Genomic DNA, 26,240 nt, shown 5'->3' on the forward strand with positions numbered 1-26,240 from the left:
GAAAATTTAATGAGTAAAGACGGTTTACGCCTTAAACGATCTAATAAAGATCCCGGGCGATCCTTGCGCTTTACCCACCAGTCCGTATAATTCTCCACCCGTCGCGCGATGCCTGTGAAACGGCGTCAACGCTGTCTGTTTTTCGTGCGAAAAGGTGCGGAAAAAGGCAGGGATTTAAGGAAAGAGAATTGACTCCGGAGTGTACAATTATTACAATCCGGCCTCTTTAATCACCCACACTGTGGCGTAAGTCGTTCGAAACTCGTTCGGGTATACGCAAAAGTCAGTGAATTTATTCAAGTTTAGGTAGAAATCGCCATGAAACGCACTTTTCAACCGTCTGTACTGAAGCGCAACCGTTCTCACGGCTTCCGTGCTCGTATGGCTACTAAAAATGGTCGTCAGGTTCTGGCACGTCGTCGTGCTAAAGGCCGCGCTCGTCTGACCGTTTCCAAGTAATAAAGCTAACCCCTGAGTGGTTAAGCTCGCATTTCCCAGGGAGTTACGTTTGTTAACTCCCAATCATTTCACATTCGTCTTCCAGCAGCCACAACGGGCTGGCACGCCGCAAATCACCATCCTCGGCCGCCTGAATTCGCTGGGGCATCCCCGTATCGGTCTTACCGTCGCCAAGAAAAACGTTCGACGCGCCCATGAACGCAATCGGATTAAACGTCTGACGCGTGAAAGCTTTCGTCTGCGTCAGCACGAACTTCCTGCAATGGACTTCGTGGTGGTGGCGAAAAAGGGGGTTGCCGACCTCGATAACCGTGCTCTCTCGGAAGCGTTGGAAAAATTATGGCGCCGCCACTGTCGCCTGGCTCGCGGGTCCTGATAGCCCTTATTCGGGTCTATCAACGCCTGATCAGTCCGCTGCTTGGGCCGCACTGTCGTTTCACGCCAACCTGTTCAAGCTACGGAATTGAGGCATTGCGCAGGTTTGGAGTGATAAAAGGCAGTTGGTTGACGGTGAAACGCGTATTAAAATGCCACCCTTTACACCCTGGTGGTGACGATCCCGTCCCGCCCGGACCATTTGATACCAGAGAACACTAACGATGGATTCGCAACGCAATCTTCTTATCATCGCTTTGCTGTTCGTGTCTTTCATGATCTGGCAAGCCTGGGAGCAGGATAAAAATCCGCAACCCCAGACCCAACAGACCACGCAGACAACGACCACCGCAGCGGGTAGCGCCGCCGACCAGGGCGTACCGGCCAGTGGCCAGGGGAAACTGATTACGGTTAAGACTGACGTGCTTGATCTGACCATTAACACCCGTGGTGGTGATGTGGAACAGGCCCTGCTGCCCGCTTACCCGAAAGAGCTCGGTTCCAGCGAACCATTCCAACTGCTGGAAACTACCCCACAGTTTATCTATCAGGCCCAGAGTGGTTTGACCGGTCGCGATGGCCCGGATAACCCGGCTAACGGTCCGCGTCCGCTGTACAACGTTGAAAAAGACGCGTTTGTACTGGCCGACGGTCAAAACGAATTGCAGATCCCGATGACCTATACCGACGCCGCAGGCAACACGTTTACGAAAACGTTCGTCCTGAAACGTGGCGACTATGCGGTCAACGTCAACTACAGCGTGCAGAACGCCGGCGAGAAACCGCTGGAGATCTCCACCTTTGGTCAGTTGAAGCAATCCATCAATCTGCCGTCTCATCGTGACACCGGAAGCAGCAACTTTGCGCTGCATACTTTCCGTGGCGCAGCGTACTCCACGCCGGATGAGAAGTATGAGAAATACAAATTCGACACCATTGCTGAAAACGAAAACCTGAACGTCAACGCTAAAGACGGTTGGGTCGCAATGTTGCAACAGTATTTCGCAACGGCATGGGTTCCGCGTAACGACGGCACCAACAACTTCTATACCGCGAATCTGGGCAACGGCGTAGCGGCTATCGGCTATAAATCTCAGCCGGTACTGGTACAGCCTGGTCAGACTGGCGCGATGACCAGCACCCTGTGGGTTGGCCCGGAAATTCAGGATAAAATGGCGGCCGTTGCACCGCACCTGGATCTGACCGTGGATTACGGTTGGTTGTGGTTCATATCTCAACCGCTGTTCAAACTGCTGAAGTGGATCCACAGCTTCGTGGGTAACTGGGGCTTCTCGATCATCATCATCACCTTTATCGTTCGTGGCATCATGTACCCGCTGACCAAAGCGCAGTACACCTCCATGGCGAAGATGCGTATGCTGCAGCCGAAGATTCAGGCCATGCGTGAGCGTCTGGGCGACGACAAACAGCGTCAGAGCCAGGAGATGATGGCGCTGTACAAAGCTGAGAAGGTTAACCCGCTGGGCGGCTGCTTCCCGCTGCTGATCCAGATGCCTATCTTCCTGGCGTTGTACTACATGTTGATGGGTTCCGTGGAGCTGCGTCACGCGCCGTTCGCGCTGTGGATCCATGACCTGTCCGCACAGGACCCGTACTACATCCTGCCGATCCTGATGGGCGTGACGATGTTCTTCATCCAGAAGATGTCGCCGACCACCGTGACCGACCCGATGCAGCAGAAGATCATGACCTTTATGCCGGTCATCTTCACCGTGTTCTTCCTGTGGTTCCCGTCAGGTCTGGTGCTGTACTATATCGTCAGCAACCTGGTGACCATTATCCAGCAGCAGTTGATCTACCGTGGTCTGGAGAAGCGTGGCCTGCATAGCCGCGAAAAGAAAAAATCCTGATTATCTTCATTCTTCAAGCCGCAGATGCGTTGGCTTCGTTAGTTCGCCCCAGTCAGTTCCTGGGGCCTCACTAACTTGCCGCCTTCCTGCAACTTGAATTATTTCGAGAATCTACGGTAAAGTTAATGCCAGAGAAGGCGGTCAATAGACCGCCTTTTTTACATTTTAGAGAGAGCAATCATGAGCCATAACGACACTATCGTCGCCCAGGCAACCCCACCGGGACGCGGGGGCGTCGGTATTCTGCGCATCTCCGGCCTGAAAGCACGCGAGGTTGCCGAAGCCGTTCTGGGTAAACTGCCCAAGCCGCGCTATGCCGACTATCTGCCGTTTAAGGATGCCGACGGCTCGGCGCTGGATCAGGGGATCGCCCTGTGGTTCCCCGGCCCGAACTCTTTCACGGGCGAAGACGTGCTGGAGCTACAAGGACACGGTGGCCCGGTCATTCTCGACCTGTTGTTAAAACGCATTCTGACCCTTCCTGGTCTGCGTATCGCACGTCCCGGCGAGTTTTCCGAACGTGCGTTTCTTAACGATAAGCTCGATCTGGCACAGGCAGAAGCCATTGCCGATCTGATTGACGCCAGTTCCGAACAGGCGGCACGCTCTGCGCTGAACTCTCTTCAGGGGGCGTTTTCTACCCGCGTTAATCATCTAGTGGAAGCGCTCACTCACCTGCGTATCTACGTAGAAGCGGCCATTGACTTCCCGGATGAAGAGATCGATTTCCTGTCTGATGGCAAAATCGAAGCGCAGTTGAATGACGTTATTGCCGACCTCAACGCGGTGCGCGCCGAAGCGCGTCAGGGTAGCCTGCTGCGCGAAGGGATGAAGGTGGTCATTGCCGGACGCCCAAACGCTGGTAAATCGAGTCTCCTGAACGCGCTGGCGGGACGTGAAGCAGCGATTGTGACCGACATTGCTGGCACCACCCGCGACGTGCTGCGCGAGCATATCCATATCGACGGCATGCCGCTGCACATCATCGACACCGCCGGTCTGCGCGATGCCAGCGACGAGGTTGAGCGTATCGGTATCGAGCGCGCCTGGCAGGAGATCGAGCAGGCCGACCGCGTGCTGTTTATGGTGGACGGCACCACGACCGACGCCGTCGACCCGGCGGAGATCTGGCCGGACTTTATCGCCCGTCTGCCGGCCAAACTGCCGATAACTGTCGTACGTAATAAAGCGGACATTACCGGAGAGACGCTGGGCATCAGCGAGGTGAATGGTCACTCACTGGTTCGCCTCTCTGCGCGAACCGGCGAAGGTGTAGATGTACTGCGTAACCATCTCAAGCAGAGCATGGGCTATGACACCAATATGGAAGGCGGCTTCCTGGCCCGTCGCCGTCATCTTCAGGCGCTGGCTGAAGCCGCAGAACATCTCCAGCAGGGCAAAAACCAGCTGCTGGGCGCCTGGGCGGGTGAACTGCTGGCGGAGGAACTGCGTCTGGCGCAGCAGGCGCTGAGTGAGATCACCGGCGAGTTTACCTCGGACGATCTGCTGGGGCGGATTTTCTCCAGCTTCTGTATCGGCAAATAAGTTTTAGTCCATCCTCATCCGTGAACGTTCACTAACCCGCATTAACTGTGTGTTAATGCGGGTTTTTACTTTCCATACTCGTCCATAGTCGTGCGGGTTCATCCGCGATTTTTGTGTCCTGAATTGTGCCCATCTTTAAATTCCTCGCGTGTCATTGTTTATTTTTTGAGCTAAAAATCACATCAAATGGACACAAAAAACGGTATAAAAAACGCTCAAATCTGCCTTCTCATGGACACAGTGAAAAAGAAGGCGTTAATAATCCAATATTAAACAATCTATTAGAAAGGATGCTCATGGACACACTGTAGAGGTGAGATATGGCACTTTCAGATACCAAACTACGCGTACTTACTCCCAGAAACCGCCCCTGGCAACTTGCCGATCATGACGGGTTGGTGATTGAAGTTCTTCCCACCGGACGAAAAATCTGGCGTTTCCGCTACCGCTTTGACAACAAATCGCAAAAGATCACGCTGGGCGAATACCCTGCTTTCTCACTTGCAGAAGCGCGGCTTTGGCGTGAAAAGTGCCGCTCAATGGTTGCCCATGGCATCAATCCCGCGCAGAAAAAGCAGGAAGAAAAACTTAAACAGAAAGACCCAACGACAGTCAAAACATTCGCCAAACGCTGGCTGACCGATATCGTTGAAAAAAGTAACCGCGATCCGCGCAACATCACTCGAGTTATCGAGAAGGACATCATTCCCATCATCGGGAAGCTGGAACTCGAAGAACTCACAACTGCCCACATTCAGGTCGTGCTCGACCGCATCAAGCAACGAGGTTCGGATCACGTCGCGCTACTGACGCGAAACGTGCTTAAACGCATGCTGGCCTATGCGATTTCCAGGGGAATCATCTTCAACAACCCGGCAGCGGCTATCGAGGGCCGTTATATCGCACAAGCTACAAGCCGTGACGTGGCGCTAACAGCAGAAGAGATCGGCATCCTGTTACGGGGGATCTACACCTCTAACATGAACCGACGCCACAAGCTGGCTCTGCACCTGCTGATCATCTGCATGGTGCGTAAATCAGAGATGATTGAAGCGACATGGAGTGAAGTTAACTTCAACGCGCTGGAATGGCGTATCCCCGGCGAAAGAATGAAGGTGGATAATCCGCATATTGTTCCGCTGTCAAAGCAGGCGCTGGCGATGTTCGAAGAGCTAAAATTTCTGGCCGGAGATTCCACTTACGTCTTCCCCAGCCGAAACGACCACCGACGCCCGATCTCCAAAACAACGCTGAACTGTGCGGTACGTACGCTGGATCTGAACGTCAGGGATTTTGTTATTCATGACTTCCGGCGTACCGCCAGCACTTTGCTACATGAGCAGGGCTACAACTCAGACTGGGTGGAGAAATGCCTGGCGCATAAAATCGGCGGCGTTCGTGGTGTCTACAACCGTGCGGAGTACCTGAATCAGCGCAGGGAGATGCTTCAGTCCTGGGCGGACTTTGTTGATGCACAGATTGAGGAGGGACGAAAGGTGGTTATCGGGAAGTTTGGGAAGGCTTATGAAATCAATACCAATTGACGCATCAAAATCAAATTAACAGCTTAGTAATGTATAAAGAATAGTTCCGGCAAATGCCGGAACTATCGATGATATAATCAATACCTACGCAGCGTTCAGTTCATTCAGAATCTTAATGAACTTCTCATCTAGCTCCCTCCACTCTTCATTACTTAACATTTTATCCTTGTAAGCATGATGAGTGAGATACAGTAAGGTTTCGGTGACTCCGCCATGTTTCTTAATTAAGCCATCTAATTTTTTCTGAGCTTTCAAGGCTTCGGTTTTAACCAAGGCTCTCCGCTTCTCCTGAAAAACTGCTTCAGGCTCAGAAAGAATCTGAGAGATAGTGTCCTTGTCCATTACATAGAATGTTTGAGTTGTTGCACTCCGCGCTGTAACCGATGTCGTAATGACATTACAGTGCTGAACAGGGATGAAGTATTTCTTCTCAAGAATCTCAATGATCGCAGGGAGCCGAGTTACTTCAAAATCAGCTGTGATATTGTTTCCAGCAGAAGTCAAACTGTCACCCCGAAGAAGTGAACACAAAACAACAATCTGTGAATTCTTCATACGATTGAGCATCACCAAAACTGCTGGATGAGCCGAAAATTTTAACGCAAGCTCATTACGAGCGACTGCTGGAGGAATGGTCAAGTGTTCCATAAAAAGCACCTTATCTATTGATATATAAACAATAAGACGCAGAAGGGAACCACAGGAAACACTATTGGTAGCAGCTACGTTCGGTCAAAAAAACCAAAAAAGCTGGATACGGTGCGCGGATATGCATAATATTATGCACAGCCAATTGCACGCCAAACAGTGCAACACTGGTTACTGTAGGCGGAGATCAGAAAGAGTCGCCAAACTTTAGATCTGATCTTCGCCTTTTCCTTTTGCTGTCTTCCTACTCATCACCCAACTTGAAGATAATTTGTCCTTTCTCCATCTGAGTGTCTGAATCCTGTGAAAACTGTTTCACCGATGCATCATCATCATCAGACAGGCGAGGAAACCCTGGCCGTAGTGTGATTCTGATTGCACAGGATGAATACTCACCTGCTTTATTCTTTTGTCCTGCAACTCCAAAACCACCCTCTAGGATTTTTTTTATCATCCACAATGATGATTCACTGTCGTAAAGGATATCAACACGGTCACCTGTTTCGATACCAGTTGCATCCATAGCAGTGCGACCAATTCTGAATCCCAGTTCAACAGCACCAGTGGCGCGTTTAGTTTGAGTAACAGTAACGTGGTTGCTTTGTACCATACGGCCAGTTTTCGCAGCCATCGTTGATAGAGATACGAAAGCCATAACAACCTCCTGAGATATTCAAGTGATCGCATTTTACGATCGATCAGATTGCAATCGCAATAATTTTTTTATTTGTTTTTGCTCCCTTCAATCACAACCAATAACCAACAAAATTTAGATAACTCAATTCTTATTGTTCTTCGTTTCGCGGCATATCATAACACACAGTTTTATGCGTTAGTTTCCTGGATCCGGAAGATACTAAAAATTTTCTCTATCTAGCAAAAAAATGATGGAATCCCCTGACGGCAAAATTTTTGTTGAAAGTTAGATAACTTAACTTTTGTTATACACATATTGTAAGTGGACACTTACCAACATTTTTAGTTGGTAGTATCGTAAGATTTACTCCAACTTAAAGAAGCATCCCTGCAACCGTTAGAGTTGAACTTCATTTTCATAACAAAGTTACTTCTTGGCTCAACTAGGAAAAATTTTCAAATCCCACAAACAATTTCCCGCAGCTTTCCCTCCTCCCCCAGATCTACCCTATCCCCAACTCATAGCAGTACCCCTAAAAGCTTCCTGTTCTAAGACGAACTGCGACCTGTAAGAAGCGCCTTTGGCGGTCAGCCCCCCGGTCAACCAGGGAACGAAGCGTGGTCTGAAACTGACCTCCTGTCTCGATACAGGTGACCACACCCTATATCGCTACCCTGTTGCAAGCGTAGCGACAGACAGAACGCTGTAGAGAAGTCGGACGGCATTGCCGAAGGCTTTGCGTCCGTACTTCCTGCTGAATGTGCAAAACGCGGCGTCACTTTTAAGAGCGTAAGCGAGTGAAAGTGACGCCAGCGCGCAGATCAGCGTCAACCCAGCTACTGCCTGCAAATTCACTGCAACAAACAGGCTGACACTCAAACAGATGTCAGAAATTCACTTACCAGGAGGAGAAACCAGCACTACCGAACCGATACCGGAGGACAGGTCATTTTACCTGTGGGGATATACCTGCCTGAGCAGGCGGCTGCATTCGTGCATCACCGTACCCCGTCATACCTCATCCGCGCATTCTCCGGCGCACCGGTATCGTTCAGCACAGCACGCTGTGCCCAACCGCGCGTCGGAGAATTGAGTGGAGAGTAGCTATGTCGAAACTTACAAAACGCATGGAAAAACTCGCCCTGCTGGCTGGCGGCAGTTTTAAAACAGTCCATGATCGCCTCCGTATCGCCGGGCGTTTAAGCCAGCATCTGCACAAGCTGAATATCCAGATTCAGGATCTCCAGCATCTGAAATCGTCACATATCGAAAGCTACGTGATGGCGCGAAGGGAAGCAGGAATTACGCCACGCACGCTACAAAACGAGATGGCCGCCCTGCGCACCATCCTTGCTCAGTCTGGACGTCAAAAATTTGCCCAATCGGAGCGCATCAGCAATAAAGCGCTCGGGCTGGGTAACGCCAGCCGGGCAGGAACGCATCTGCCATTAACCTCAGAACGCTGGTTGTCGGCGCTGTCTGCTTTTCATGAAAAGGATGAAGGGCTGGCTCTGACGCTGGAGCTTGCCAGAGCAATGGGTTTGCGTTCACAGGAAGCGGTGCAGTGTTGTCAGTCTCTGAAGACCTGGGCCGCTGCGTTAGAGCGTGGAGAAAACCGATTGCAGGTGGTTTTTGGCACCAAAGGCTCCCGTTCCCGTCAGACGGTGGTGCTCGAACCTGAAAGGCTACGCAACATCCTGAACCAGGCTATACCCCTGATGACACAACGCGGGGGACGTTTGCTCAATAAACCCGATCTGCGCGCCGCAATGAATTACTGGCGTGCCAGCGCAGTTCGCGCAGGGCTGACTGGCCCCTATGCACCACACAGTCTGCGCTATTCATGGGCGCAGGAGGCGATGGCGCACTACCAGCGACAGGGGCTGAGTATAAAGGAAGCCAGGGCGATGGTTGCGATGGATCTTGGTCATGGCGATGGTCGAGGGCGTTACATCCAGCAGGTGTATGGGAGGCAATCATGAGCTATTACGTTTCTGCCGTCTCCGATCGGGCACGCAATAACTGGCCGAAAATATTTGAACAACTTGGCATTTTCATTCCACCAAATCATCGGCATGGCCCGTGTCCCTGTTGTGGGGGTAAGGATCGCTTCAGGATGGATGATCTGGAAGGGCGCGGCACATGGTTCTGCAATCAGTGCGGCGCAGGTGACGGACTGGATCTGGTTTCCCGCTTCTTCGGTTGCGCACTGGTTGCGGCCGCCGGAATGGTGCAGGACATGGATCCGGTACCGCTGGTTCCGCCAGCCAGGGAAAAATCACAGGCTTTGAATATGGAATCGCGTATTAAGACACTGCTTCGTCATTGCGAATCAGGAGAAGCGCCGTATCTGACAACGCGAGGTTGGCGACGAGCCCAGTGGCTTCTGACTGAACGTAGTAGCCGGACAATCTGCGGCGTGCATTTCGGGGCAGGTACGCTGGTATTGCCAATTCGAAATACAGGCGCGCAGCTGACAGGTGCGCAGTTCATTCATCCTGGAGGGAAAAAGTACCTGCTGCCCGGTAGCCATCTGAAGGATTGTTTTTGCCCGGTACATCAGGCGAGCCGTAACGGTAGACCGGAACCCTGGGCACCGGACAACAAACCACCGGAAGGCATCATCATTACCGAAGGATATGCAACCGCGCTTGCGGTCTCATGCCTTCATCATTTTCCGGTCGTTGCTGCCCTGTCGGCACACAACCTGAAAAATGTGGCCATCGCTTTCCGGGATCAGTGGCCTGAATGCCACCTTATCCTGGCTGGCGATAATGATTGCAGTCAGGAGAAAAATACCGGGTTGCTGAATGCAACCGCCGCTGCCGAGGTTGTGAAGGGCTGTGTGGTTCTCCCTGCAGACACCACATTGAGCGACTGGGATGAATTTTACCGTCACTACGGTGAATCCATTTCCCGGATTGTGTTCAACCAGCAGCTTCCTGCAAATCTCAGGTCGTAGTCATGACAGCATCAGACCGTACTCTTACCACCTCCCTTCCGCTGCGCCGGGGCTCGGAAGGGTTTAACACGAGTCAGGATTATCTGGTTAAAGGACTTATTCCCGCCGGGGCGCTGTGCAGTATTTACGGCCCCGGCGGCTCTTTTAAATCCTTTCTGGCGGTATCGCTGGCGTGCCATATTGCCAGCGGTACGTCATGGGGCGGAAGGCGAGTCAATCAAGGGGCTGTGCTGTTTATCGCCGGAGAAGGAGGAACCGGTGTATCGCGGCGGATCCGCGCCTGGGAACTCAGCGTTAATGACGAGATGGCGCTCGATAACCTGTTTCGCGTCGACTGCCCGATCTTTCCAGCCGCTCCGGGAAGCATCGAGCAGGTGATCCTGGCGGCAAAGGACATTCAGAACATGACCGGAATGCCGGTACGGCTGATCATCCTTGATACGCTGGCCCGCTGTTTTGGTAACTCAGATGAAAACACCGCGCGGGATATGGGCGCATTTATCCAGGGTTGCGACGCCATTCGGTATCATACGCGCGCAGCGATGATGATCGTTCATCACTCGGGTAAGGATCAGGAACGGGGCGCACGCGGTTCAAGTGCTTTTCAGGCTGCGCTGGATGCCGAGTTTAACGTCAGGCGCGAGGGGCGTCGCAACGCTATCACCCTGAGTTGTACAAAGATGAAAGATGCAGAGATGCCGGAGGTCACCGCCTACGATCTTGAGGAAGTCGTTATCTATACCGATAGCGATGGCGAACCAGTGACCTCACTGGTACTGAACGACGAACCCCGGCAACCAGACGATGACTTACTGAGTTGTGGCATACCACCCGGCGTTCCTCATATCACCCGCAACCATACGGCGTTATGGCGCTGTATTAACCAACGCATCAGCCAGAATAAGCCTTGTACCCGCGCGCTCTTGCGCGACGATCTACGCGCAAAGGGAATTAACGTCGAGAAGAAATTTTCGCGCTGGCTGGAGAAGCTGCTGCGCGAGCAACTGATTGTGCTCGATGGAGAACAGATCCGGCTCCCGGATACGGGGGAATGATGGTGGAGCTCGGAATATGTGGGGGATACACTGACAGGTACTCGACTCCCCCCACATTATTCATCTTTAACAGCGAAAGATGGGGGATGCCCTTTCAACCCGCGCCATTGCTGTGCTCATGGAATTCACCTCAGAGAATATGGGGGAGCCAGCCAGGAAAAAGTAGGTGGGGGAATCAACCACAACATCTGTCCCTGATGCTGTGGTCGCTGTAAGAATTACTGAGGTAATTTCTCGTCTCTAAGCCGTCTGATCTCATCCTCTTCAAAAGCATCCCTTAATAGTTGTAGCTGGTCGGCAAGGATGAGAAGCAACGCATAATTCGGGCCGATATCGTCAGGATGCTCGAGCATCACATGCACCAGAACTCGCGAGCGATCGACCAGTTCTCTGGCTGAGGGTTGTTCTACGGTGATTTTCATAGATACCTCCGGCGGAGGCTGGTGCAATGGGAAATTCAGGGACAGGACACATACGCAGCGCTCCGCTTCGTGATAAGCAGGTTAACGCCACCACCGGAGACGCCAGGCTCACTGGTGGTGACCCAGACAGGGTTGGCGTACCGGTTATCACGACCCGGCGCTTCTTTCGAAGCCCCTGCCTGAGCCACCATTGAAGGGGCGAGCGCAGGCCGCGCCAGTAGCACTGCAAACATCGCTACCGACACTCGTGATAATTCGGAACGCCAATTCCGGTTGCGGTTTTGCCGCAACGTGGGGACTATAGCGCAAGTCAGTACGCAAAAACTATGCTTATCGCCTCATAACAGAGAGCTTATGCGTGCCGCATAAAATCTTATATTCAGTTATTAAGAAGGCGAGATTCATTGGCAAAAGCTATTGCCACTACAGAGTCAGCCTGCTAACTATGTTGATTGTTTGCTAATGGTGATGGTCATGACTACCGAATATACCGTTGTTGAATCTGTTCCCTCTGCCGAAGCTTTTTGTCGTTTACGAAGTATATCGGGGTTGTCAGCACGACCGCTTGAGGCTGCCAGAGTGGGTTTGCCGAAAAGCTGTTATGGCGTACACATTCTCTGGCAAGGAGTGCCTGTCGGCATGGGGCGTATCGTTGGAGATGGTGCATTAAACTTCGAGATAGTCGATATAGCCGTCGACCCCGCCCATCAGGGGCGTGGACTTGGCCGAATCATTATGGAAAAAATTATTCGATGGCTGGACAGCAACGCTTATAAAGGCGCTTATGTCTCTCTGGTGGCTGATGTACCGGAACTCTACGTGAAGTTCGGTTTTGAGTTAGTCCGGCCGGAAAGCGAAGGAATGGCGAGAGTCTGGGGGTAATGTTGTCATCTGGATCAGCAAACATCCCGCTTTTGTGTCCTTGAATGTGCCCATAGCCATGTCTTCAAGGTAACGTATCGCTGATAGATTAACGAGTTAGCCCGATTTTCCAGCTTCTGTATCGAACCCAAATAGCGCCGGATGGCGGCAGATGCCAACATCCGGTCAGCTTCTTTCTGACGCCACTTCTTTGGCACCTTTTCCCTGAAATGTAAAAGCACATAAGAGACGCGGTTTCGGTCGCACTTTTTTGTGATTTCCTATGTCCATAAATCACGTAAATGTTACTCTCGTCATTATTAAGGACCATTAATCATGGAGCGAAAAATGGGGATACATTTTGCCAGAGGGATACTCACGGAGGGGCATTTGATTTCAGTGCGTTTACCCACCTCCTGCCACCTTGACGCGCGAAGCCTTCCGGCGCATCGACAGACACGTTTCCTGGCGTCCAGAGGCCTTCTCGCCGAGCTGATGTTCATGCTGTATGGCACGCTTGAGTTACCGGAAATCATCATAAAAGCGAAAGGCAAACCCGCGTTTCGTGAACAAAATCTCCCCAGTTTTTCTATCGCCTACGCAGGAAATGTCGTTGGTGTGGCACTGGCGACCGAAGGCGAATGCGGGCTGGATATGGAACTTCAGCGCGCCACCCGCAGCTTTGTCCCGCCTCACTGTTCGCCACCCCCTGTCTTCTCCAGTAATGAACGTCTGTGGATCAGCAAGCAAAACGATCCCAACGAGGCGCGCGCGCAGATGATCACCTTGCGTCAGAGCATCCTGAAACTCACTGGCGATGTTCGCAATGACGATCCCCGCGAGCTTCAGTTGCTGCCGGGCGCGGGGCGCCTGAAGTGCGCGCATGTCGCACCGTTGGAAGCGATCTGCGATGCGGAAGATCTGCTGGTGTGGTCAGTGGCGGTCACGCCAGGCATTGATAAATTACAGGTTTGGGAGTTTGATGGTAAGCAGGGCTGGAAAAACCTGCCTGATATCCAGACCCGCGCTAATGCGGAAACGGGTCGTCTGATGCGATTCGCGCAATTATCCGCGGCGAAGTCTTATACGCATAACTGATGGAGTCACCATGTCTGAAACGTTAAAGGTTGTCACGTTACTGGGAAGTCTGCGCAAAGGGTCGTTTAATGGAATGGTCGCCCGTACGCTGCCGAAGATCGCTCCGGCAGGAATGGAGGTAAGTCCACTCCCGTCTATCGCTGATATTCCGCTTTACGACGCAGACCTGCAGCAGGAGGAGGGTTTCCCGGCGAGCGTCGAAGCGCTGGCCGAACAGATCCGCCATGCCGACGGCGTCGTCATCGTTACGCCGGAATACAACTATTCGGTACCCGGCGGTCTGAAGAATGCCATCGACTGGCTGTCCCGCCTTCCCGATCAGCCGCTGGCTGGCAAGCCGGTGCTGATTCAGACCAGCTCAATGGGCGCGATTGGCGGCGCGCGCTGCCAGTATCATCTGCGTCAGATTCTGGTGTTCCTGGATGCAATGGTGATGAACAAGCCGGAATTTATGGGCGGTGTTATTCAGAACAAAGTGGATCCGCAAAGCGGAGAAGTGATTGATCAAAGCACGCTGGACCACCTGACCGGGCAGTTAACGGCATTTGGCGATTACATCCAGCGCGTAAAAGCGTAAGCGCCAATCTTCTTAGACATTTGCCGGAGACGCCGTTGCGCCATCCGGCAACATCGCAATATTAGTGCGCGTCGATAAACACAATCTTCAGCACGAACAGCAGAGCAACCACCACCACACACGGGCTGAGATCGCGCAGTCGTCCGGTACCCAATTTCATCACGCAGTAAGAGATAAAGCCCAGCGCAATCCCTTCAGTAATCGAAAAGCTGAACGGCATCATCACCGCGGTAATAAAAGCCGGAACAGACTCGGTTAAATCTTCCCATTTCACGCGTGCCAGGCTGGAAGTCATTAGCACGCCGACGTAGATCAGCGCGCCAGCCGCTGCGTAACCCGGCACCATCCCCGCCAGCGGCGACAGGAAGATCACCAGCAGGAACAGCAGACCGACAACCACGGCCGTCAGACCGGTGCGCCCGCCAACGGACACGCCGGAAGACGACTCAATGTAGGCGGTCACAGAAGACGTCCCGATAAACGACCCCGTTACGGAAGAGACGCTATCGACAAACAGCGCCTGTTTCATGCGCGGGAATTTTCCTTTCTCATCGGCCAGACCCGCTTTATCAGTAACGCCGATCAGCGTACCGGAGGAGTCGAACAGGTTGACCAGCATGAAGGAGAAGATAACCCCCGCCAGACCGAGATTAAACGAACCCGCCAGATCGACATGACCAACCACGGTAGAAATGCTCGGCGGAGCGGAGACGATACCATTGTAATGCACATCGCCCAGCAGCCAGCCCAACAGGGTGGTAACGATAATAGACACCAGCACCGCGGCATGAATATTGCGGGAGGCGAGGATCGCGATGATAAAGAAGCCGAGTACGCCCAGCAGCACGCTGTGGGAGGTCAGGTTACCAATGCTCACCAGGGTTTCCGGGTTCGCGACGATAACACCGGCGTTTTTCAGCCCCATCATCCCAATAAACAGGCCGATACCGCTGGTGATCCCCACGCGCAGGCTGACGGGGATGTTAGCAATCATCCAGTAACGCACGCGGAAGATGGTCAGCAGCAGCAAACCAACCGCCCCCCAGAAAATCGCGCCCATACCAACCTGCCACGGCAGCCCCATCGCGCCAACCACAACGAACGCAAAGAAAGCGTTCAGGCCCATCGCGGGCGCCAGCGCCACGGGCAGGTTAGCGAACAGCCCCATCAGGATGCTGCCAAACGCGGCAATCAGACAGGTAGTGACAAAGACGGCGCTGGTGTCCATGCCAGCGACGCCGAGAATTTGCGGGTTCACAAAAACGATGTAAACCATCGTCAGGAAGGTGGTGAAACCGGCGATCACTTCGGTGCGTGCCGTCGTGCCATGTTCGCGCAGTTTAAACACGCGTTCCAGCATCCCCTGACCAGAAGTCTGGGTTGTGTGTTGTTGACTCATTATCAATTTCCGAACAAGGAGGGAAAATTCGTCGCTATCCTATACCAAAATGCGACAATAGGGGGCGGTTGTGTGATGTTTTTTTCATTGAATTTGCTTATACGGCAACGATTGCGTCTCACGATCGCGCAGTACGTAAACGTTAAACTCGTAAAAAGGGAAAGGCATGTCCGGAATTGAAGCGGTATTTTTCGACTGTGACGGTACGCTGGTTGACAGTGAAGTTATCTGTTCCCGCGCGTATGTGGCGATGTTCCAGGAATTCGGTATCACCCTCGATCTCGACGAAGTGTTTAAGCGCTTTAAAGGCGTCAAGCTCTACGAAATCATTGATATCATTAATGAGGAACAGGGCGTTTCGCTGGCAATAGCCGACTTAGAACCCGTTTATCGCGCCGAGGTCGCACGCCTTTTCGACGCCGAACTGGAGGTTATTGCCGGTGCAAACGCGCTGCTGGATGCGATGACGGTGCCGATCTGCGTGGTCTCTAACGGGCCGGTAAGCAAAATGCAGCACTCGCTGGGCAAGCTCGGTATGTTGCATCATTTCCCGGAAAAACTGTTCAGCGGCTACGATATTCAACGCTGGAAGCCCGATCCGGCCTTGATGTTACATGCCGCTAAAGCGATGAATGTTAACGTTGAAAACTGTATTCTGGTGGATGATTCATCCGCTGGCGCCCAGTCGGGGATTGATGCGGGAATGGAAGTTTTCTATTTTTGCGCCGATCCGCACAACAAGCCGATCGAACATCCCAAAGTGACGACCTTTACCGATCTGGCGCAGTTGCCTGCTTTGTGGAAAGCGCGTGGGTGGAATATTACACGTTAAATGAAAACAGGGCGGGTAAGCGCTAAGCGCCACCCGCCTTAAACCTTACTCTTTCGGATCTTTACCCGCCAGCAGCTTGTCCAGTTCGTCACCGCCAACGTGACGGAAATCCTGTCCCTTCACGAAGTAGAAAATGTATTCGCAGATATTCTGGCAACGGTCGCCGATACGCTCAATGGATCGCGCACAGAACAGCGCCGTCAGGACGCTCGGAATGGTACGTGAATCTTCCATCATGTAGGTCATTAGTTGGCGCACAATGCCTTCGTATTCCTGATCGACCTTTTTGTCTTCACGGTAGATACGGACCGCTTCATCAAGGTCCATGCGCGCAAACGCATCCAGCACGTCGTGCAGCATCTGTACGGTATGGCGGCCCAGTGACTCCAGACTCACCAGCAGAGGCTGGTGCTGCTGAGAGAACTTCTCCAGCGCGGTACGGCAGATTTTGTCCGCCACGTCGCCAATACGCTCCAGCTCGGCGATGGTTTTGATGATCGCCATCACCAGACGCAGGTCGCTCGCCGTCGGCTGGCGCTTGGCAATAATGCGCACGCAGGCCTCGTCGATCGCCACTTCCATCATGTTAACGTGTTTATCGCCGTCGATAACACGTTTCGCCAGTTCGCTGTCCTGGTTATGCATTGCGGTGATCGCATCAGAAAGCTGCTGCTCGACCATGCCGCCCATGGTCATCACCTGGGTGCGAATGCTTTCCAGCTCTGCGTTGAACTGGCCGGAAATGTGTTTATTAAGATTGAGGTTGTCCATGGTTTCTCCACATGCACTAAGGCAAATCAACCGTAGCGGCCAGTAATATAATCTTCGGTTTGTTTCTTCGCGGGCTTAGTGAACAGATCGTCCGTGTTACTGAACTCAATCAACTCGCCCAGGTACATAAACGCCGTGTGGTCAGAACAACGCGCAGCCTGCTGCATATTGTGAGTAACGATCACTACGGTGTAATCCTGCTTCAGCTCGGTGATCAGCTCTTCGATACGCCCGGTTGAGATCGGGTCCAGCGCTGAACACGGCTCATCCAGCAGCAACACTTCCGGCCGAATGGCGATACCGCGCGCAATGCACAGACGCTGCTGCTGACCACCGGAGAGAGAGTACCCGCTCTGGTGAAGTTTATCTTTGGTTTCGTTCCATAATGCGGCCTTGGTCAATGCCCACTGCACGCGCTCGTCCATATCCGCACGGGAGAGTTTCTCAAACAGACGCACGCCAAAGGCGATGTTGTCATAAATCGACATCGGGAACGGCGTTGGTTTCTGGAACACCATCCCCACTTTCGCACGCAGCAGGGCGATATCCTGGGTATTGGTCAGGATGTTGTCGCCATCCAGCAAAATTTCACCTTCCGCACGCTGCTCCGGATAGAGCGAATACATCTTGTTAAAGGTACGCAGCAGCGTGGATTTACCACAGCCAGACGGACCGATGAATGCCGTCACCTGGTTCTTCGCGATATCCAGGTTGATATTCTTCAGGGCATGGAATTTGCCGTAGTAGAAGTTCAAATCACGAACCTGAATCTTACCCGGGGCAGTATCAACCATACTCATTGACTCATTTCCTCATTCGGCGCCGCGATGTGCCGCGCCGTAAAAATTTAACCGTGTTTCTGCTTCGCGAAAATGACGCGCGCCAGAATGTTCAGCAACAGTACGCAAAGGGTGATGATCAGCACCCCGGCCCAGGCCAGTTGCTGCCATTCCGCGAATGGGCTCATCGCAAATTTAAAGATCGTCACCGGCAGGTTGGCGATCGGCTGCATCATGTCCGTGCTCCAGAACTGGTTGGAGAGCGCGGTAAACAGCAGCGGCGCGGTTTCACCGGCAATACGCGCAACAGCCAGCAGCACGCCAGTAATGATCCCGGAAACAGACGCCTTCAGGGTGATCGCCGAAATCATCTTCCATTTCGGCGTGCCCAGCGCGTAAGCGGCTTCTCGCAGGCTGTCCGGTACCAGCTTCAGCATGTTTTCGGTCGTACGGATCACGATTGGCACCTGCAGCAGCGCCAGCGCGATTACGCCTGCCCAGCCGGAGAAGTGCTCCATCTGCGCCACCACGATGGTGTAGACAAACAGACCGACCACAATAGACGGAGCGGAAAGCAGAATGTCGTTAATAAAGCGAATCACTTCAGCCAGCCAGGATTTACGACCATACTCAGCCAGATAAATCCCCGCCATAATGCCCAACGGCGTGCCGAATACAGTCGCCCAAAGAATCAGCAGACCGCTACCCGCCAGGGCGTTCGCAAGGCCCCCGCCCGCGGTATTCGGCGGCGGCGTCATTTCGGTGAACAGCGCCAGCGACATCCCGTCGATACCACGCGTAATGGTGGACATCAGGATCCAGATTAACCAGAACAAACCAAACGCCATCGTTGCCATAGAAAGCGTCAGGGCGATACGGTTTTTCACGCGGCGACGCGCCTGCATTTTGCGACGGGACTCTGCCAGCGCAGCGGTATTTTGCATTTCAAGCGTAGCCATTAGCGTGCCCCCTCGTTCTTCGCAAGGCGCATAATCATAAACTTAGACGCGGCCAGTACGATAAAGGTAATCACGAACAGGATCAGGCCCAGTTCCATCAGCGCCGCAACGTGCAGACCGGATTCAGCTTCCGCAAATTCGTTCGCCAGCGCAGAGGTAATGCTGTTGCCAGGCATGTACAGCGACGCGCTGTCGAGCTGGTACGTGTTACCGATAATAAAGGTCACCGCCATGGTTTCACCCAGCGCGCGGCCTAAGCCCAGCATAATGCCGCCAATCACCCCATTTTTGGTGAACGGAAGGACGATACGCCAGATAACTTCCCAGGTGGTGCAGCCGATGCCGTAGGCTGACTCTTTCATCATCACCGGGGTTTGTTCAAATACGTCACGCATCACCGCCGCAATGTACGGAATGATCATGATGGCGAGGATCACGCCTGCCGCGAGGATACCGATACCAAACGCCGGGCCGGAGAACAGCGCGCCAACAAACGGAATGTTGGAAAGAATATTGCCGACCGGCTCCTGGAAGTAAGTGGCGAACAGCGGCGCAAAGATAAACAGCCCCCACATGCCATAAACGATACTGGGGATTGCCGCCAGCAGTTCAATGGCGATACCCAGCGGACGACGCAGCCAGTTGGGAGCAAGTTCTGTCAGAAACAGCGCAATGCCGAAGCTCACCGGAACGGCGATCAGCAGTGCGATAAAAGAGGTCACCAGCGTACCGTAGATCGGCACCAGCGCGCCGTAGATATCGTTTGGCGCATCCCATTCTTTGGTCCACAGGAACGAGAAACCAAACTTCTCAATGCTCGGCCAGGAGGAGATGATCAGAGAGACAATAATGCCACCCAACATCAATAGCACAATCAGCGCAGCCAGTTTTACCAGCGCGCTGAAGATCATGTCACCCTTTTTACCCGGTGGGTTAAAAGCAGGCTTGGTTGCAGCCATAAATCACTCTTTAAGTTTGGGCCAGGAAGCGCGTATTTTATCGTGCTTCCTGGCTAACGTAATGCCATACCCTAAATAATTCGAACTGCAGCCAATACCGCTGCGGCTCACAATGTGCGGGTATTTAGTACAGCGCTTTACCGCTGCTGTCCTTCACGTTGGTCTTCCATGCAGCGCGAATCTGCTCAACCACGCTGTCTGGCAGGCTGGCGTAGTCCAGGTCGTTCGCCTGTTTGCCGCCATTTTTGTAAGCCCAGTCGAAGAACTTCAGCACTTCTGCGCCCTGCTCAGGTTTCTTCTGCTCTTTGTGGACCAGGATGAAGGTGGTGGACGTGATTGGCCACGCATCGTCACCTTTCTGGTTCGTCAGATCCTGAGCGAAAGATTTGCTCCAGTCTGCGCCTTTCGCCGCGTTGGAGAAGCTCTCTTCCGTCGGGCTAACCGGTTTGCCATCGGCAGAAATCAGCTTGGTGTAAGCCAGGTTGTTCTGCTTCGCGTAAGCGTACTCAACGTAACCGATAGAGCCCGGCAGACGCTGTACAAATGCGGCGATACCGTCGTTACCTTTACCGCCCAGACCGGTCGGCCAGTTCACGGTAGAGCCAGAACCCACTTTGGTTTTCCACTCTTCGTTCACTTTCGCCAGGTAGCTGGTAAAGACGAAGGAAGTACCGGAACCGTCAGCACGACGAACCACGGCGATATTCTGCGAAGGCAGTTTCAGACCCGGGTTCAGTTTGGTGATGGCTTCGTCGTCCCACTTCTTGATTTTACCCAGGTAGATATCGCCCAGGGTTTTACCATCCAGTACCAGTTCACCCGATTTCAGACCCGGAATATTTACCGCCAGCACCACGCCGCCGATCACGGTCGGGAACTGGAACAGGCCTTCCTGGTTCAGTTTTTCGTCAGACAACGGCGCATCAGAAGCACCGAAATCAACGGTATTTGCTGTGATTTGTTTAACACCACCGGAGGAGCCGATACCCTGGTAGTTAACCTTACTACCGGTCTCTTTCTGATAAGTATCGGCCCATTTGGCATACACCGGCGCAGGAAAAGTTGCACCTGCGCCTGTCAGGCTTGCTGCTGCGAATACAGAGAAAGCGCTCATGGATAAGGTCGCGGCGACAACAGTTGCGACAGTGGTACGCATAACTTTCATAATGTCTCCTGCAAGATTTTCGTAAATCATTGTTAAGTGGCTACGATGAGCAAAATAGGACAAACAGGTGACAGTTAAATGTACGAAATATGACAGTTTTATGACAATGAAATTGTAAAGAGTAACCACATGAAAACTATAGTCATTAATTCACGTCTTGTTCATTTTTTTGTCATATACATTTGTTCAGCTCGCTTCCGGTAGAAGCAAAATGACAGCAGTTGTCATCTCAACCGCCGTAAATTCAGTTTTCAATCTCAATAGTTAATGTGGCGGTCGCGTTAAAAAAGCCAGGCTGGGGTTTCGCGCCGGTCGCACTGGCAGGGGTGCTGGAAAAGGTGATTTCACCGTTCTTATCGCCCATCATACCGGATGGTAAGGAGGTAATGTCGGTTACTAATTCGCCCCCGTTGACGTTAACCTCACGCCCCTGTTTATCATAGATTTTGATTCCTACATCAGGGTTGCTGGTCTGAATCATATCGTCTTCGGTGCCGGCAGAAGCCGCGCTGATATGCGCATTTATGCTCTGATATTTCCCGATATTGCTGCACCTGACGGCCACTTTGCGGGTAATTTTATGATCGTTCAACGCCTGGCCTTTCACGGCAGGAAACTCAGAGGCAAGAATTTTTTTAAAATCAATGACCAGCGTCTCTCCTTCACTAATTTCACAAGACTGAGGAACGGTTATCGATCCTTTAATCATAATGTCTGCGATGTAATGATGAGATACCGTATGCGGATCCAGCGTAGCGTAAATGCTGGAGATCAATGTCAATGGAATGGTCATGGTTCCGACGATCGGTTTTTTGACGTACAGGCTGACGGTTGCAGAACCACCGCTGTAAAAAGTGATATTGTTATCTACTCCCTCTTTACATCTGTGAGCGTCCTGTTCATTGGGAATGTGATCGTAGGGAAGCTTAACGAAGCCAACGCCGAGGATGTAGGTCTCCATTGCAATATCCAGAAAATCGTTTAGCCAGAAAAAAGACTGGTTATTGTGCGTTCCGGCCGACGATAACGATGGATTCATCACCGATGTAAAATACGTGGTCTCTGACACCTGGTTTCGCCCTGTGAGGCAATAACAGGTGCCTTTAAACGTTGCGTTATCCGCGCTGGTCGTTGATGAAACTATGATACCCGCCATATTGTCGTAGTAAGAAAACGTTTTGGTAACATCAAAATAGTTATGGTGCGTACCTTCATTCGCCACGCAATAGCCGGTAGGCGCGGCGCTAGCTGTCAATACCGGGATAAGCAGGGTGAAAAGCCAGAACCCCTTGGTTATTTTCATATATATTCCTTTATTGACACGTTGCAGGCAGCTGAATCAGCCCATTGTTTGACGGTTGGAGAATTTCGTAGTGCGCAGAGCAGGTCACGCCGTTTTGCAGAGTTAGCGTGAATAAGCCTGTTTCAGGCATACCGGCGAGATAAAGCTCGCCGTCACTGCCAACGATGCCGGTTACGATCCCTGACGGCAGAGAGACTGACGCCATTGCGCCAAACGGAGCGGGTTTGTTATTTTCCAAAACGACACGGAATAACACGCGATAACCGATGTGAGTAACAAACTCCGCTTTCGCCACGGCGCCACGGGTTGGAACCAGACTGAGAACATTTTTTTCCAACTCCACGTTACCTGAAGAAAAATAGTTGCTTCCGATAGCAATACGATTCTCTTCATAAGGCGTCATCTGTGTTTTAACGGTATAACCGCGCCAGTCAGTGGCAATACCCGTGGTGTTTTCCAGAGTTAACCCTTCTGCGCCGGGCGCTTTAATCAATGCGACTGTTTCGCCCATTTCCTGTGAAAGCGTGATACCGTCGGCGTGCCATAAAATCCCACCGCGAACACCATAGTTCAGTTGTCTGGATTCATCACTCCAGCCATAATTCGCTTTTACAGAACCGTAGGTACCATCCCACGTCACGCCTGCGTTACCACTGTTATTCGCTCCCGTTTCATTGAACGACTGCTGAAGACTCCAGCCAACGTTATTCCTCTCAGCCAGACTTCCATTCAGTGCGATTTGGTGCATTGGGCTGCTATTACCATTGTGGGTATAGCTATAATTCAAATAAGTTTGAGGAAGAAAACGAGACAGTGGAACAGAAAGCGACAACATAAAAACATGTTCGTTATCATTACCCTCTTGGCCTGTTGCTACCCGGTTAGCCATATCGCTGTAATTCCATGACAGGTTCCATAGCATCTGGTTCCAGTTGTTGCTGTAACCAAACTGAATCAGGCGTTCAACATTATCCGTCTGCCAGTATTGCTGCCTGCTGAGCATTAAATAGATATTGCCGAACCCTTCCGCGAAAGGCTGCGTCCATGTCCCTTCTAACCGGCTACGCCGGTTGCCGGTTTGCCTGAACAATTCGCTGTCGTCCTGTCGCGAAGCCCATTCATCAAGGGTATAAAATCCTTCTGTCGAATAGCGATAGCCAACAATTCGCAGATTCGTATTACTGGTTTCAAAGGTTTTGGAATACAAAAATCGCCAGGACTGACCCTGTTCGGAGTCATCAAAAAACCGGGACCGAGCGTGGGTTACATCCAGAGATATCGCGCCCATCTCACCGAGATCTTTGCCAACGCCAGCAGCAACAGCGGCATAGTCTTTGGCAATCTGCGTGCCACCATACAGGGTCATACCCCAGGGCAAGCCGCGCATGGCCTGGGCCTGAAACACATTCGGCGTAAAAAAGTCGTTGTTACGTAGCTCGCCAATGCTGATATCAACATCGGTTTGTCCTTCTCTTCGTAATATGGCAAGGGAAGCATAAGGCTGCGTGAAATGTGTTTCGCTGCCGTCTTCCTCTTTAACGGTAACGTCAAGATCGCCACCGCTACTGGTGGTCTTGAGATCGGTCAGCGCAAAAGGCCCCTGCGGTACTGCTGACTGATAAATCATGTAACCGTTCTGGCGGATAGTCACCACAGCGTTGCTTTTGGCGACGCCGCGAACCACAGGCGCAAAACCGTTCATGCTGTCCGGAAGCATATCGCTGTCGGTATATAGACGAAGCCCCCGAACTTGCGTACTGTCAAACAGGTCGCTTGCCGTCCAGGTATCGCCAAACATGACCTGACTTCGCAAAGCGGCGATGTCACGCTGTAAGTAAGTACTCACAGAGTGGTAGTCTCCCTGGCTGTTCACCGCATTAAGCGTGCTGTAATTACGTAATCGCCACGCCCCAAGATTGATCCCACTGCGCAAATTAAGATAATAAAGATCGTCACTGTCATACTGCGACTTCAGCGTCTGGGTCGTTGAAAAATCATAATTCAGCAGCAGCGCGTTAATCCCCTGCTCCCAACGAGAGGGGGGGATGGCGTCACGTGAGGCGGCATCGAGATAAATTTGTGGTATGGCGATGCGGAGCACCAACTTTTCGCTGTCCAGTTTCCCGAAAATACCTTCCGGCGAAGGAAGGTATTCACAGCGCCGGGCTTCCACGTTTTCCAGCGTCTTTAACGCCTTCACTTTGGTTCCAAAGCTACGCAGGGTACTTTTCAAATCATAGAAACAGGGCTGAAGCTCCTCTTCATTTTGACCTCTTCTGAACGTCACATGCCTTCGCTCAAAGAACCGTTCATTGATGTAAATATCGACGCTGTATTCCCCTTCCGGTAACGTATTCGCCTTACTGAACTGGCTGATATCCACATCAACCGGATGTTCAAACTCCAACAATCGAGAGTTAAAGTGTTCTTCTGCCTGAGCTAACGATGGAGGAATCGATATCCACAGAGTAAAAAACAGCAGTGATAAACGGGAGTAATTCAACGTACCGCCTCCCGGCAATTAAATTGACTGCTGGATTACTTCGCTGATGGCGCCGTAATCGTTAATACAGTGCCATGTCAGACGTTTGCCAGATATATCAATGGGTAATGTAATTTTTTGTATTTCAAATGGTTTTATCATAGCAATATCAATTGGTTTACCGTCGACAGTAACATCAATCATATTCACGTGAATCGCTGTCGGGTTGGTCACTACCAACAGTCGTCCTTCCCGCCGCCATGTGAGCTTTTTGCTAGCCGTTTCGGGTGTTTCCTTAATGCTGGAGGGGCGCCAGAAAAGTTTGATCCGCGTTTTAATCGCAATCTCCAGCTTGCTGCTGTCTTTAGTTGGTGATGGTGGGATATTTTTTACATTTATCCAAAAAACCGATTCTCTGTTTGAGGGTAATTCACCCTGCGTTTTGATAATTCTCAATACGCGTTCCTGTTTTGGCTCCAGACGAGAAACTGGTGGTATAGCAGTAAAAGGTGGTTTATTTTTATCCGTAGCGTTAAAAGGGTCCACCCATACCTGGATCAGATAAGGTAAAGTCGTGTCTTTGTTAATTACCGACAACGTCACGTCAGGTTTACTGCTTTGAAAGATAACTCTCGTTCCACCAATAACAATTCCTGAATAAGTTGGAAACGTAAAACAAAGAAAAAAAATAACACTAAAAAGACGCCAGCACATATTGAATCCTGTAGCAGGCCTGGGCTTGTTTCTAAAATTGGACAGGCAAAACAAGCCTTATCAGGCCTGAGGTTTTAAAAGGTAAGGACGAATTTTAATTGCTATAGGTAACAGTAAATTCAGAATCGGCGTTTGCCAGACCCGCTTTTATGGTATCAGAGGTGGCAATATAACGTGCAATAAAGGGGATTGTCGCTGTACCGTCAGTATTGATATCAGCGTAAGTGGATTCATTGTAAAGCTTCAACAAACTGTTATCGACTTTGTTGTAAAGAGCGACAGCCACACCTTCTGCGCCTCCGGTGTTAACTTTAAGATAACCATCTCCGTCTTCGGTACCGTCAAAACGCACGGCCGCCTTTTTATACGTATCAGGGCAATTAATCAGATCGATTTGAAATGCCTGAACAGAAGCGGTAGACCCCACGCCGGTAAAAGTTGATTTATTAACTTTACCAAGATCTACGATCTGGTCCTGAGAATTAGTCGTAACTTCACAGGTGCTATCAATAATTTCACCAGTAAAATGAACCACGCCATTGCCGTTAGCTGCATGCACCTGAGAAGTTACAAACAGAGCAGAACAAATTAAAGCACTACTTAATACTTTTCCTTTCACAATAAAACATCCTTAAATTATAAATAACAAAGAAGTATTTTTTAAACAAATACCATTAAAGTATTTCAGCGAAAGAATAGTAAACCTACGACAATGAAATCGCAATATAAAAATATTTATTTATTTTTTATGTAAAGGGCGGAAAAATAACAACTAAATAATATTAGATTTTATAAACCACGAAAAACGCTCGTTACTATAGTT

Annotated in this window: 27 protein-coding genes and 1 pseudogene; 14 read left to right on the forward strand and 14 right to left on the reverse strand. The window is 51.4% G+C overall.

Going from position 1 to position 26,240, the window contains the following annotated elements; genetic code table 11:
- The first annotated feature begins 9 nt into the window (after positions 1–9).
- From CSE01S_RS23605 to CSE01S_RS09350, 7 genes are all read left to right on the forward strand, one after another.
- The gene (locus tag CSE01S_RS23605) at positions 10–90 is read left to right on the forward strand and encodes a hypothetical protein (RefSeq protein WP_420245489.1); all 81 of its coding nucleotides are present in this window, start codon (positions 10–12) and stop codon (positions 88–90) included.
- 228 nt (positions 91–318) lie between these two features.
- On the forward strand, positions 319–459 hold the full coding sequence (rpmH, locus tag CSE01S_RS09325) for a 50S ribosomal protein L34 (RefSeq protein WP_000831330.1): 141 nt from the start codon (positions 319–321) through the stop codon (positions 457–459).
- Positions 460–475: 16 nt separating this feature from the next.
- A complete protein-coding gene (rnpA, locus tag CSE01S_RS09330; RefSeq protein ID WP_042287256.1) occupies positions 476–835 on the forward strand; it encodes a ribonuclease P protein component in 360 nt (119 codons plus the stop codon).
- Complete coding sequence (gene yidD, locus CSE01S_RS09335; protein ID WP_001307474.1) at positions 799–1,056, forward strand: membrane protein insertion efficiency factor YidD; 258 nt, start codon at positions 799–801, stop codon at positions 1,054–1,056. Before rnpA ends, yidD begins: the two co-directional genes overlap by 37 nt.
- 2 nt (positions 1,057–1,058) lie before the next feature.
- Positions 1,059–2,705, forward strand: a complete 1,647-nt coding sequence (gene yidC / locus CSE01S_RS09340; RefSeq protein ID WP_042287260.1) for a membrane protein insertase YidC — start codon at positions 1,059–1,061, stop codon at positions 2,703–2,705.
- Between the two features lie 180 nt (positions 2,706–2,885).
- On the forward strand, positions 2,886–4,250 hold the full coding sequence (mnmE, locus tag CSE01S_RS09345; RefSeq protein WP_042287262.1) for a tRNA uridine-5-carboxymethylaminomethyl(34) synthesis GTPase MnmE: 1,365 nt from the start codon (positions 2,886–2,888) through the stop codon (positions 4,248–4,250).
- A gap of 320 nt (positions 4,251–4,570) precedes the next feature.
- Complete coding sequence (locus CSE01S_RS09350; RefSeq protein ID WP_072014976.1) at positions 4,571–5,794, forward strand: tyrosine-type recombinase/integrase; 1,224 nt, start codon at positions 4,571–4,573, stop codon at positions 5,792–5,794.
- 84 nt (positions 5,795–5,878) lie between these two features.
- Here the strand turns inward: CSE01S_RS09350 and CSE01S_RS09355 are convergent, their stop codons facing one another.
- Positions 5,879–6,442: a hypothetical protein gene (locus CSE01S_RS09355; protein ID WP_042287265.1), complete on the reverse strand. Its 564-nt coding sequence runs from the start codon at positions 6,440–6,442 to the stop codon at positions 5,879–5,881.
- 244 nt (positions 6,443–6,686) lie between these two features.
- Complete coding sequence (locus CSE01S_RS09360) at positions 6,687–7,097, reverse strand: hypothetical protein (RefSeq protein ID WP_042287269.1); 411 nt, start codon at positions 7,095–7,097, stop codon at positions 6,687–6,689.
- Positions 7,098–8,185: 1,088 nt separating this feature from the next.
- Between CSE01S_RS09360 and CSE01S_RS09365 the strand changes: the two genes are divergently transcribed.
- From CSE01S_RS09365 to CSE01S_RS09375, 3 genes are read left to right on the forward strand one after another with little or no spacing between them, the layout of a single operon-like run.
- A complete protein-coding gene (locus CSE01S_RS09365) occupies positions 8,186–9,061 on the forward strand; it encodes an integrase domain-containing protein (RefSeq protein WP_042287271.1) in 876 nt (291 codons plus the stop codon).
- The gene (locus tag CSE01S_RS09370) at positions 9,058–10,041 is read left to right on the forward strand and encodes a primase-helicase zinc-binding domain-containing protein (protein WP_042287274.1); all 984 of its coding nucleotides are present in this window, start codon (positions 9,058–9,060) and stop codon (positions 10,039–10,041) included. Before CSE01S_RS09365 ends, CSE01S_RS09370 begins: the two co-directional genes overlap by 4 nt.
- A gap of 2 nt (positions 10,042–10,043) precedes the next feature.
- Positions 10,044–11,096, forward strand: a complete 1,053-nt coding sequence (locus tag CSE01S_RS09375; protein ID WP_042287276.1) for a helicase RepA family protein — start codon at positions 10,044–10,046, stop codon at positions 11,094–11,096.
- Positions 11,097–11,314: 218 nt separating this feature from the next.
- Here CSE01S_RS09375 and CSE01S_RS09380 read toward each other — a convergent pair whose 3' ends face one another.
- Positions 11,315–11,518: a hypothetical protein gene (locus CSE01S_RS09380; RefSeq protein WP_015959185.1), complete on the reverse strand. Its 204-nt coding sequence runs from the start codon at positions 11,516–11,518 to the stop codon at positions 11,315–11,317.
- Between the two features lie 83 nt (positions 11,519–11,601).
- Positions 11,602–11,721: pseudogene (locus tag CSE01S_RS23515) on the reverse strand (ash family protein); the annotation flags it as partial.
- A gap of 271 nt (positions 11,722–11,992) precedes the next feature.
- Between CSE01S_RS23515 and CSE01S_RS09385 the strand changes: the two are divergent.
- From CSE01S_RS09385 to CSE01S_RS09395, 3 genes are all read left to right on the forward strand, one after another.
- The gene (locus tag CSE01S_RS09385; RefSeq protein WP_042287281.1) at positions 11,993–12,400 is read left to right on the forward strand and encodes a GNAT family N-acetyltransferase; all 408 of its coding nucleotides are present in this window, start codon (positions 11,993–11,995) and stop codon (positions 12,398–12,400) included.
- A gap of 327 nt (positions 12,401–12,727) precedes the next feature.
- Positions 12,728–13,477: a 4'-phosphopantetheinyl transferase family protein gene (locus CSE01S_RS09390; protein ID WP_042287283.1), complete on the forward strand. Its 750-nt coding sequence runs from the start codon at positions 12,728–12,730 to the stop codon at positions 13,475–13,477.
- A gap of 10 nt (positions 13,478–13,487) precedes the next feature.
- Positions 13,488–14,054, forward strand: a complete 567-nt coding sequence (locus tag CSE01S_RS09395; RefSeq protein ID WP_042287287.1) for an NADPH-dependent FMN reductase — start codon at positions 13,488–13,490, stop codon at positions 14,052–14,054.
- A gap of 61 nt (positions 14,055–14,115) precedes the next feature.
- Here CSE01S_RS09395 and adeP read toward each other — a convergent pair whose 3' ends face one another.
- Positions 14,116–15,453 (reverse strand): adenine permease AdeP, encoded by a 1,338-nt coding sequence (gene adeP, locus CSE01S_RS09400; RefSeq protein ID WP_042287290.1) that lies wholly within the window; start codon positions 15,451–15,453, stop codon positions 14,116–14,118.
- 166 nt (positions 15,454–15,619) lie between these two features.
- On the opposite strand from adeP, the gene yieH reads away from it, so the two are divergent.
- Positions 15,620–16,285: a 6-phosphogluconate phosphatase gene (gene yieH, locus CSE01S_RS09405; protein WP_042287292.1), complete on the forward strand. Its 666-nt coding sequence runs from the start codon at positions 15,620–15,622 to the stop codon at positions 16,283–16,285.
- Positions 16,286–16,330: 45 nt separating this feature from the next.
- On the opposite strand, the gene phoU is transcribed toward yieH, so the two are convergent.
- The 9 genes from phoU to CSE01S_RS09450 form a co-directional block, all read right to left on the reverse strand.
- Positions 16,331–17,056 (reverse strand): phosphate signaling complex protein PhoU, encoded by a 726-nt coding sequence (phoU, locus tag CSE01S_RS09410; protein ID WP_012907987.1) that lies wholly within the window; start codon positions 17,054–17,056, stop codon positions 16,331–16,333.
- Between the two features lie 26 nt (positions 17,057–17,082).
- The gene (gene pstB, locus CSE01S_RS09415) at positions 17,083–17,856 is read right to left on the reverse strand and encodes a phosphate ABC transporter ATP-binding protein PstB (protein WP_015961095.1); all 774 of its coding nucleotides are present in this window, start codon (positions 17,854–17,856) and stop codon (positions 17,083–17,085) included.
- Positions 17,857–17,903: 47 nt separating this feature from the next.
- On the reverse strand, positions 17,904–18,794 hold the full coding sequence (gene pstA / locus CSE01S_RS09420; protein ID WP_042287297.1) for a phosphate ABC transporter permease PstA: 891 nt from the start codon (positions 18,792–18,794) through the stop codon (positions 17,904–17,906).
- Complete coding sequence (pstC, locus tag CSE01S_RS09425; RefSeq protein WP_042287300.1) at positions 18,794–19,753, reverse strand: phosphate ABC transporter permease PstC; 960 nt, start codon at positions 19,751–19,753, stop codon at positions 18,794–18,796. The genes pstA and pstC overlap by 1 nt, the downstream gene beginning before the upstream one ends.
- 124 nt (positions 19,754–19,877) lie before the next feature.
- Positions 19,878–20,918 (reverse strand): phosphate ABC transporter substrate-binding protein PstS, encoded by a 1,041-nt coding sequence (gene pstS / locus CSE01S_RS09430; RefSeq protein ID WP_042287304.1) that lies wholly within the window; start codon positions 20,916–20,918, stop codon positions 19,878–19,880.
- Between the two features lie 244 nt (positions 20,919–21,162).
- Positions 21,163–22,140 carry a fimbrial protein gene (locus CSE01S_RS09435; protein ID WP_233422697.1) on the reverse strand — a complete coding sequence of 326 codons (978 nt, stop codon included), beginning with the start codon at positions 22,138–22,140 and terminating at the stop codon, positions 21,163–21,165.
- 91 nt (positions 22,141–22,231) lie between these two features.
- A complete protein-coding gene (locus CSE01S_RS09440; protein WP_042287404.1) occupies positions 22,232–24,703 on the reverse strand; it encodes a fimbria/pilus outer membrane usher protein in 2,472 nt (823 codons plus the stop codon).
- Positions 24,704–24,742: 39 nt separating this feature from the next.
- Positions 24,743–25,417, reverse strand: coding sequence for a fimbria/pilus periplasmic chaperone (locus CSE01S_RS09445; RefSeq protein WP_042287309.1), 675 nt, complete (start codon positions 25,415–25,417; stop codon positions 24,743–24,745).
- Between the two features lie 94 nt (positions 25,418–25,511).
- Complete coding sequence (locus CSE01S_RS09450; protein WP_042287311.1) at positions 25,512–26,036, reverse strand: fimbrial protein; 525 nt, start codon at positions 26,034–26,036, stop codon at positions 25,512–25,514.
- Positions 26,037–26,240 lie beyond the last annotated feature (204 nt).

The organism is Citrobacter sedlakii NBRC 105722, from assembly GCF_000759835.1.
Lineage (GTDB): Bacteria > Pseudomonadota > Gammaproteobacteria > Enterobacterales > Enterobacteriaceae > Citrobacter_A > Citrobacter_A sedlakii.

Coding starts and splice junctions, on each gene's coding strand:
- CSE01S_RS09350 (WP_072014976.1), top strand. CDS start 4,571: ATGGCACTTTCAGATACCAAACTACGCGTACTTACTCCCAGAAACCGC.
- phoU (WP_012907987.1), bottom strand. CDS start 17,056: ATGGACAACCTCAATCTTAATAAACACATTTCCGGCCAGTTCAACGCA.
- pstC (WP_042287300.1), bottom strand. CDS start 19,753: ATGGCTGCAACCAAGCCTGCTTTTAACCCACCGGGTAAAAAGGGTGAC.
- pstA (WP_042287297.1), bottom strand. CDS start 18,794: ATGGCTACGCTTGAAATGCAAAATACCGCTGCGCTGGCAGAGTCCCGT.
- CSE01S_RS09385 (WP_042287281.1), top strand. CDS start 11,993: ATGACTACCGAATATACCGTTGTTGAATCTGTTCCCTCTGCCGAAGCT.
- CSE01S_RS09395 (WP_042287287.1), top strand. CDS start 13,488: ATGTCTGAAACGTTAAAGGTTGTCACGTTACTGGGAAGTCTGCGCAAA.
- adeP (WP_042287290.1), bottom strand. CDS start 15,453: ATGAGTCAACAACACACAACCCAGACTTCTGGTCAGGGGATGCTGGAA.
- pstB (WP_015961095.1), bottom strand. CDS start 17,856: ATGAGTATGGTTGATACTGCCCCGGGTAAGATTCAGGTTCGTGATTTG.
- CSE01S_RS09390 (WP_042287283.1), top strand. CDS start 12,728: ATGGGGATACATTTTGCCAGAGGGATACTCACGGAGGGGCATTTGATT.
- yidC (WP_042287260.1), top strand. CDS start 1,059: ATGGATTCGCAACGCAATCTTCTTATCATCGCTTTGCTGTTCGTGTCT.
- rpmH (WP_000831330.1), top strand. CDS start 319: ATGAAACGCACTTTTCAACCGTCTGTACTGAAGCGCAACCGTTCTCAC.
- CSE01S_RS09365 (WP_042287271.1), top strand. CDS start 8,186: ATGTCGAAACTTACAAAACGCATGGAAAAACTCGCCCTGCTGGCTGGC.
- yidD (WP_001307474.1), top strand. CDS start 799: ATGGCGCCGCCACTGTCGCCTGGCTCGCGGGTCCTGATAGCCCTTATT.
- CSE01S_RS09380 (WP_015959185.1), bottom strand. CDS start 11,518: ATGAAAATCACCGTAGAACAACCCTCAGCCAGAGAACTGGTCGATCGC.
- mnmE (WP_042287262.1), top strand. CDS start 2,886: ATGAGCCATAACGACACTATCGTCGCCCAGGCAACCCCACCGGGACGC.
- CSE01S_RS09445 (WP_042287309.1), bottom strand. CDS start 25,417: ATGTGCTGGCGTCTTTTTAGTGTTATTTTTTTTCTTTGTTTTACGTTT.
- yieH (WP_042287292.1), top strand. CDS start 15,620: ATGTCCGGAATTGAAGCGGTATTTTTCGACTGTGACGGTACGCTGGTT.
- CSE01S_RS09375 (WP_042287276.1), top strand. CDS start 10,044: ATGACAGCATCAGACCGTACTCTTACCACCTCCCTTCCGCTGCGCCGG.
- CSE01S_RS09360 (WP_042287269.1), bottom strand. CDS start 7,097: ATGGCTTTCGTATCTCTATCAACGATGGCTGCGAAAACTGGCCGTATG.
- CSE01S_RS09370 (WP_042287274.1), top strand. CDS start 9,058: ATGAGCTATTACGTTTCTGCCGTCTCCGATCGGGCACGCAATAACTGG.
- CSE01S_RS09355 (WP_042287265.1), bottom strand. CDS start 6,442: ATGGAACACTTGACCATTCCTCCAGCAGTCGCTCGTAATGAGCTTGCG.
- pstS (WP_042287304.1), bottom strand. CDS start 20,918: ATGAAAGTTATGCGTACCACTGTCGCAACTGTTGTCGCCGCGACCTTA.
- CSE01S_RS23605 (WP_420245489.1), top strand. CDS start 10: ATGAGTAAAGACGGTTTACGCCTTAAACGATCTAATAAAGATCCCGGG.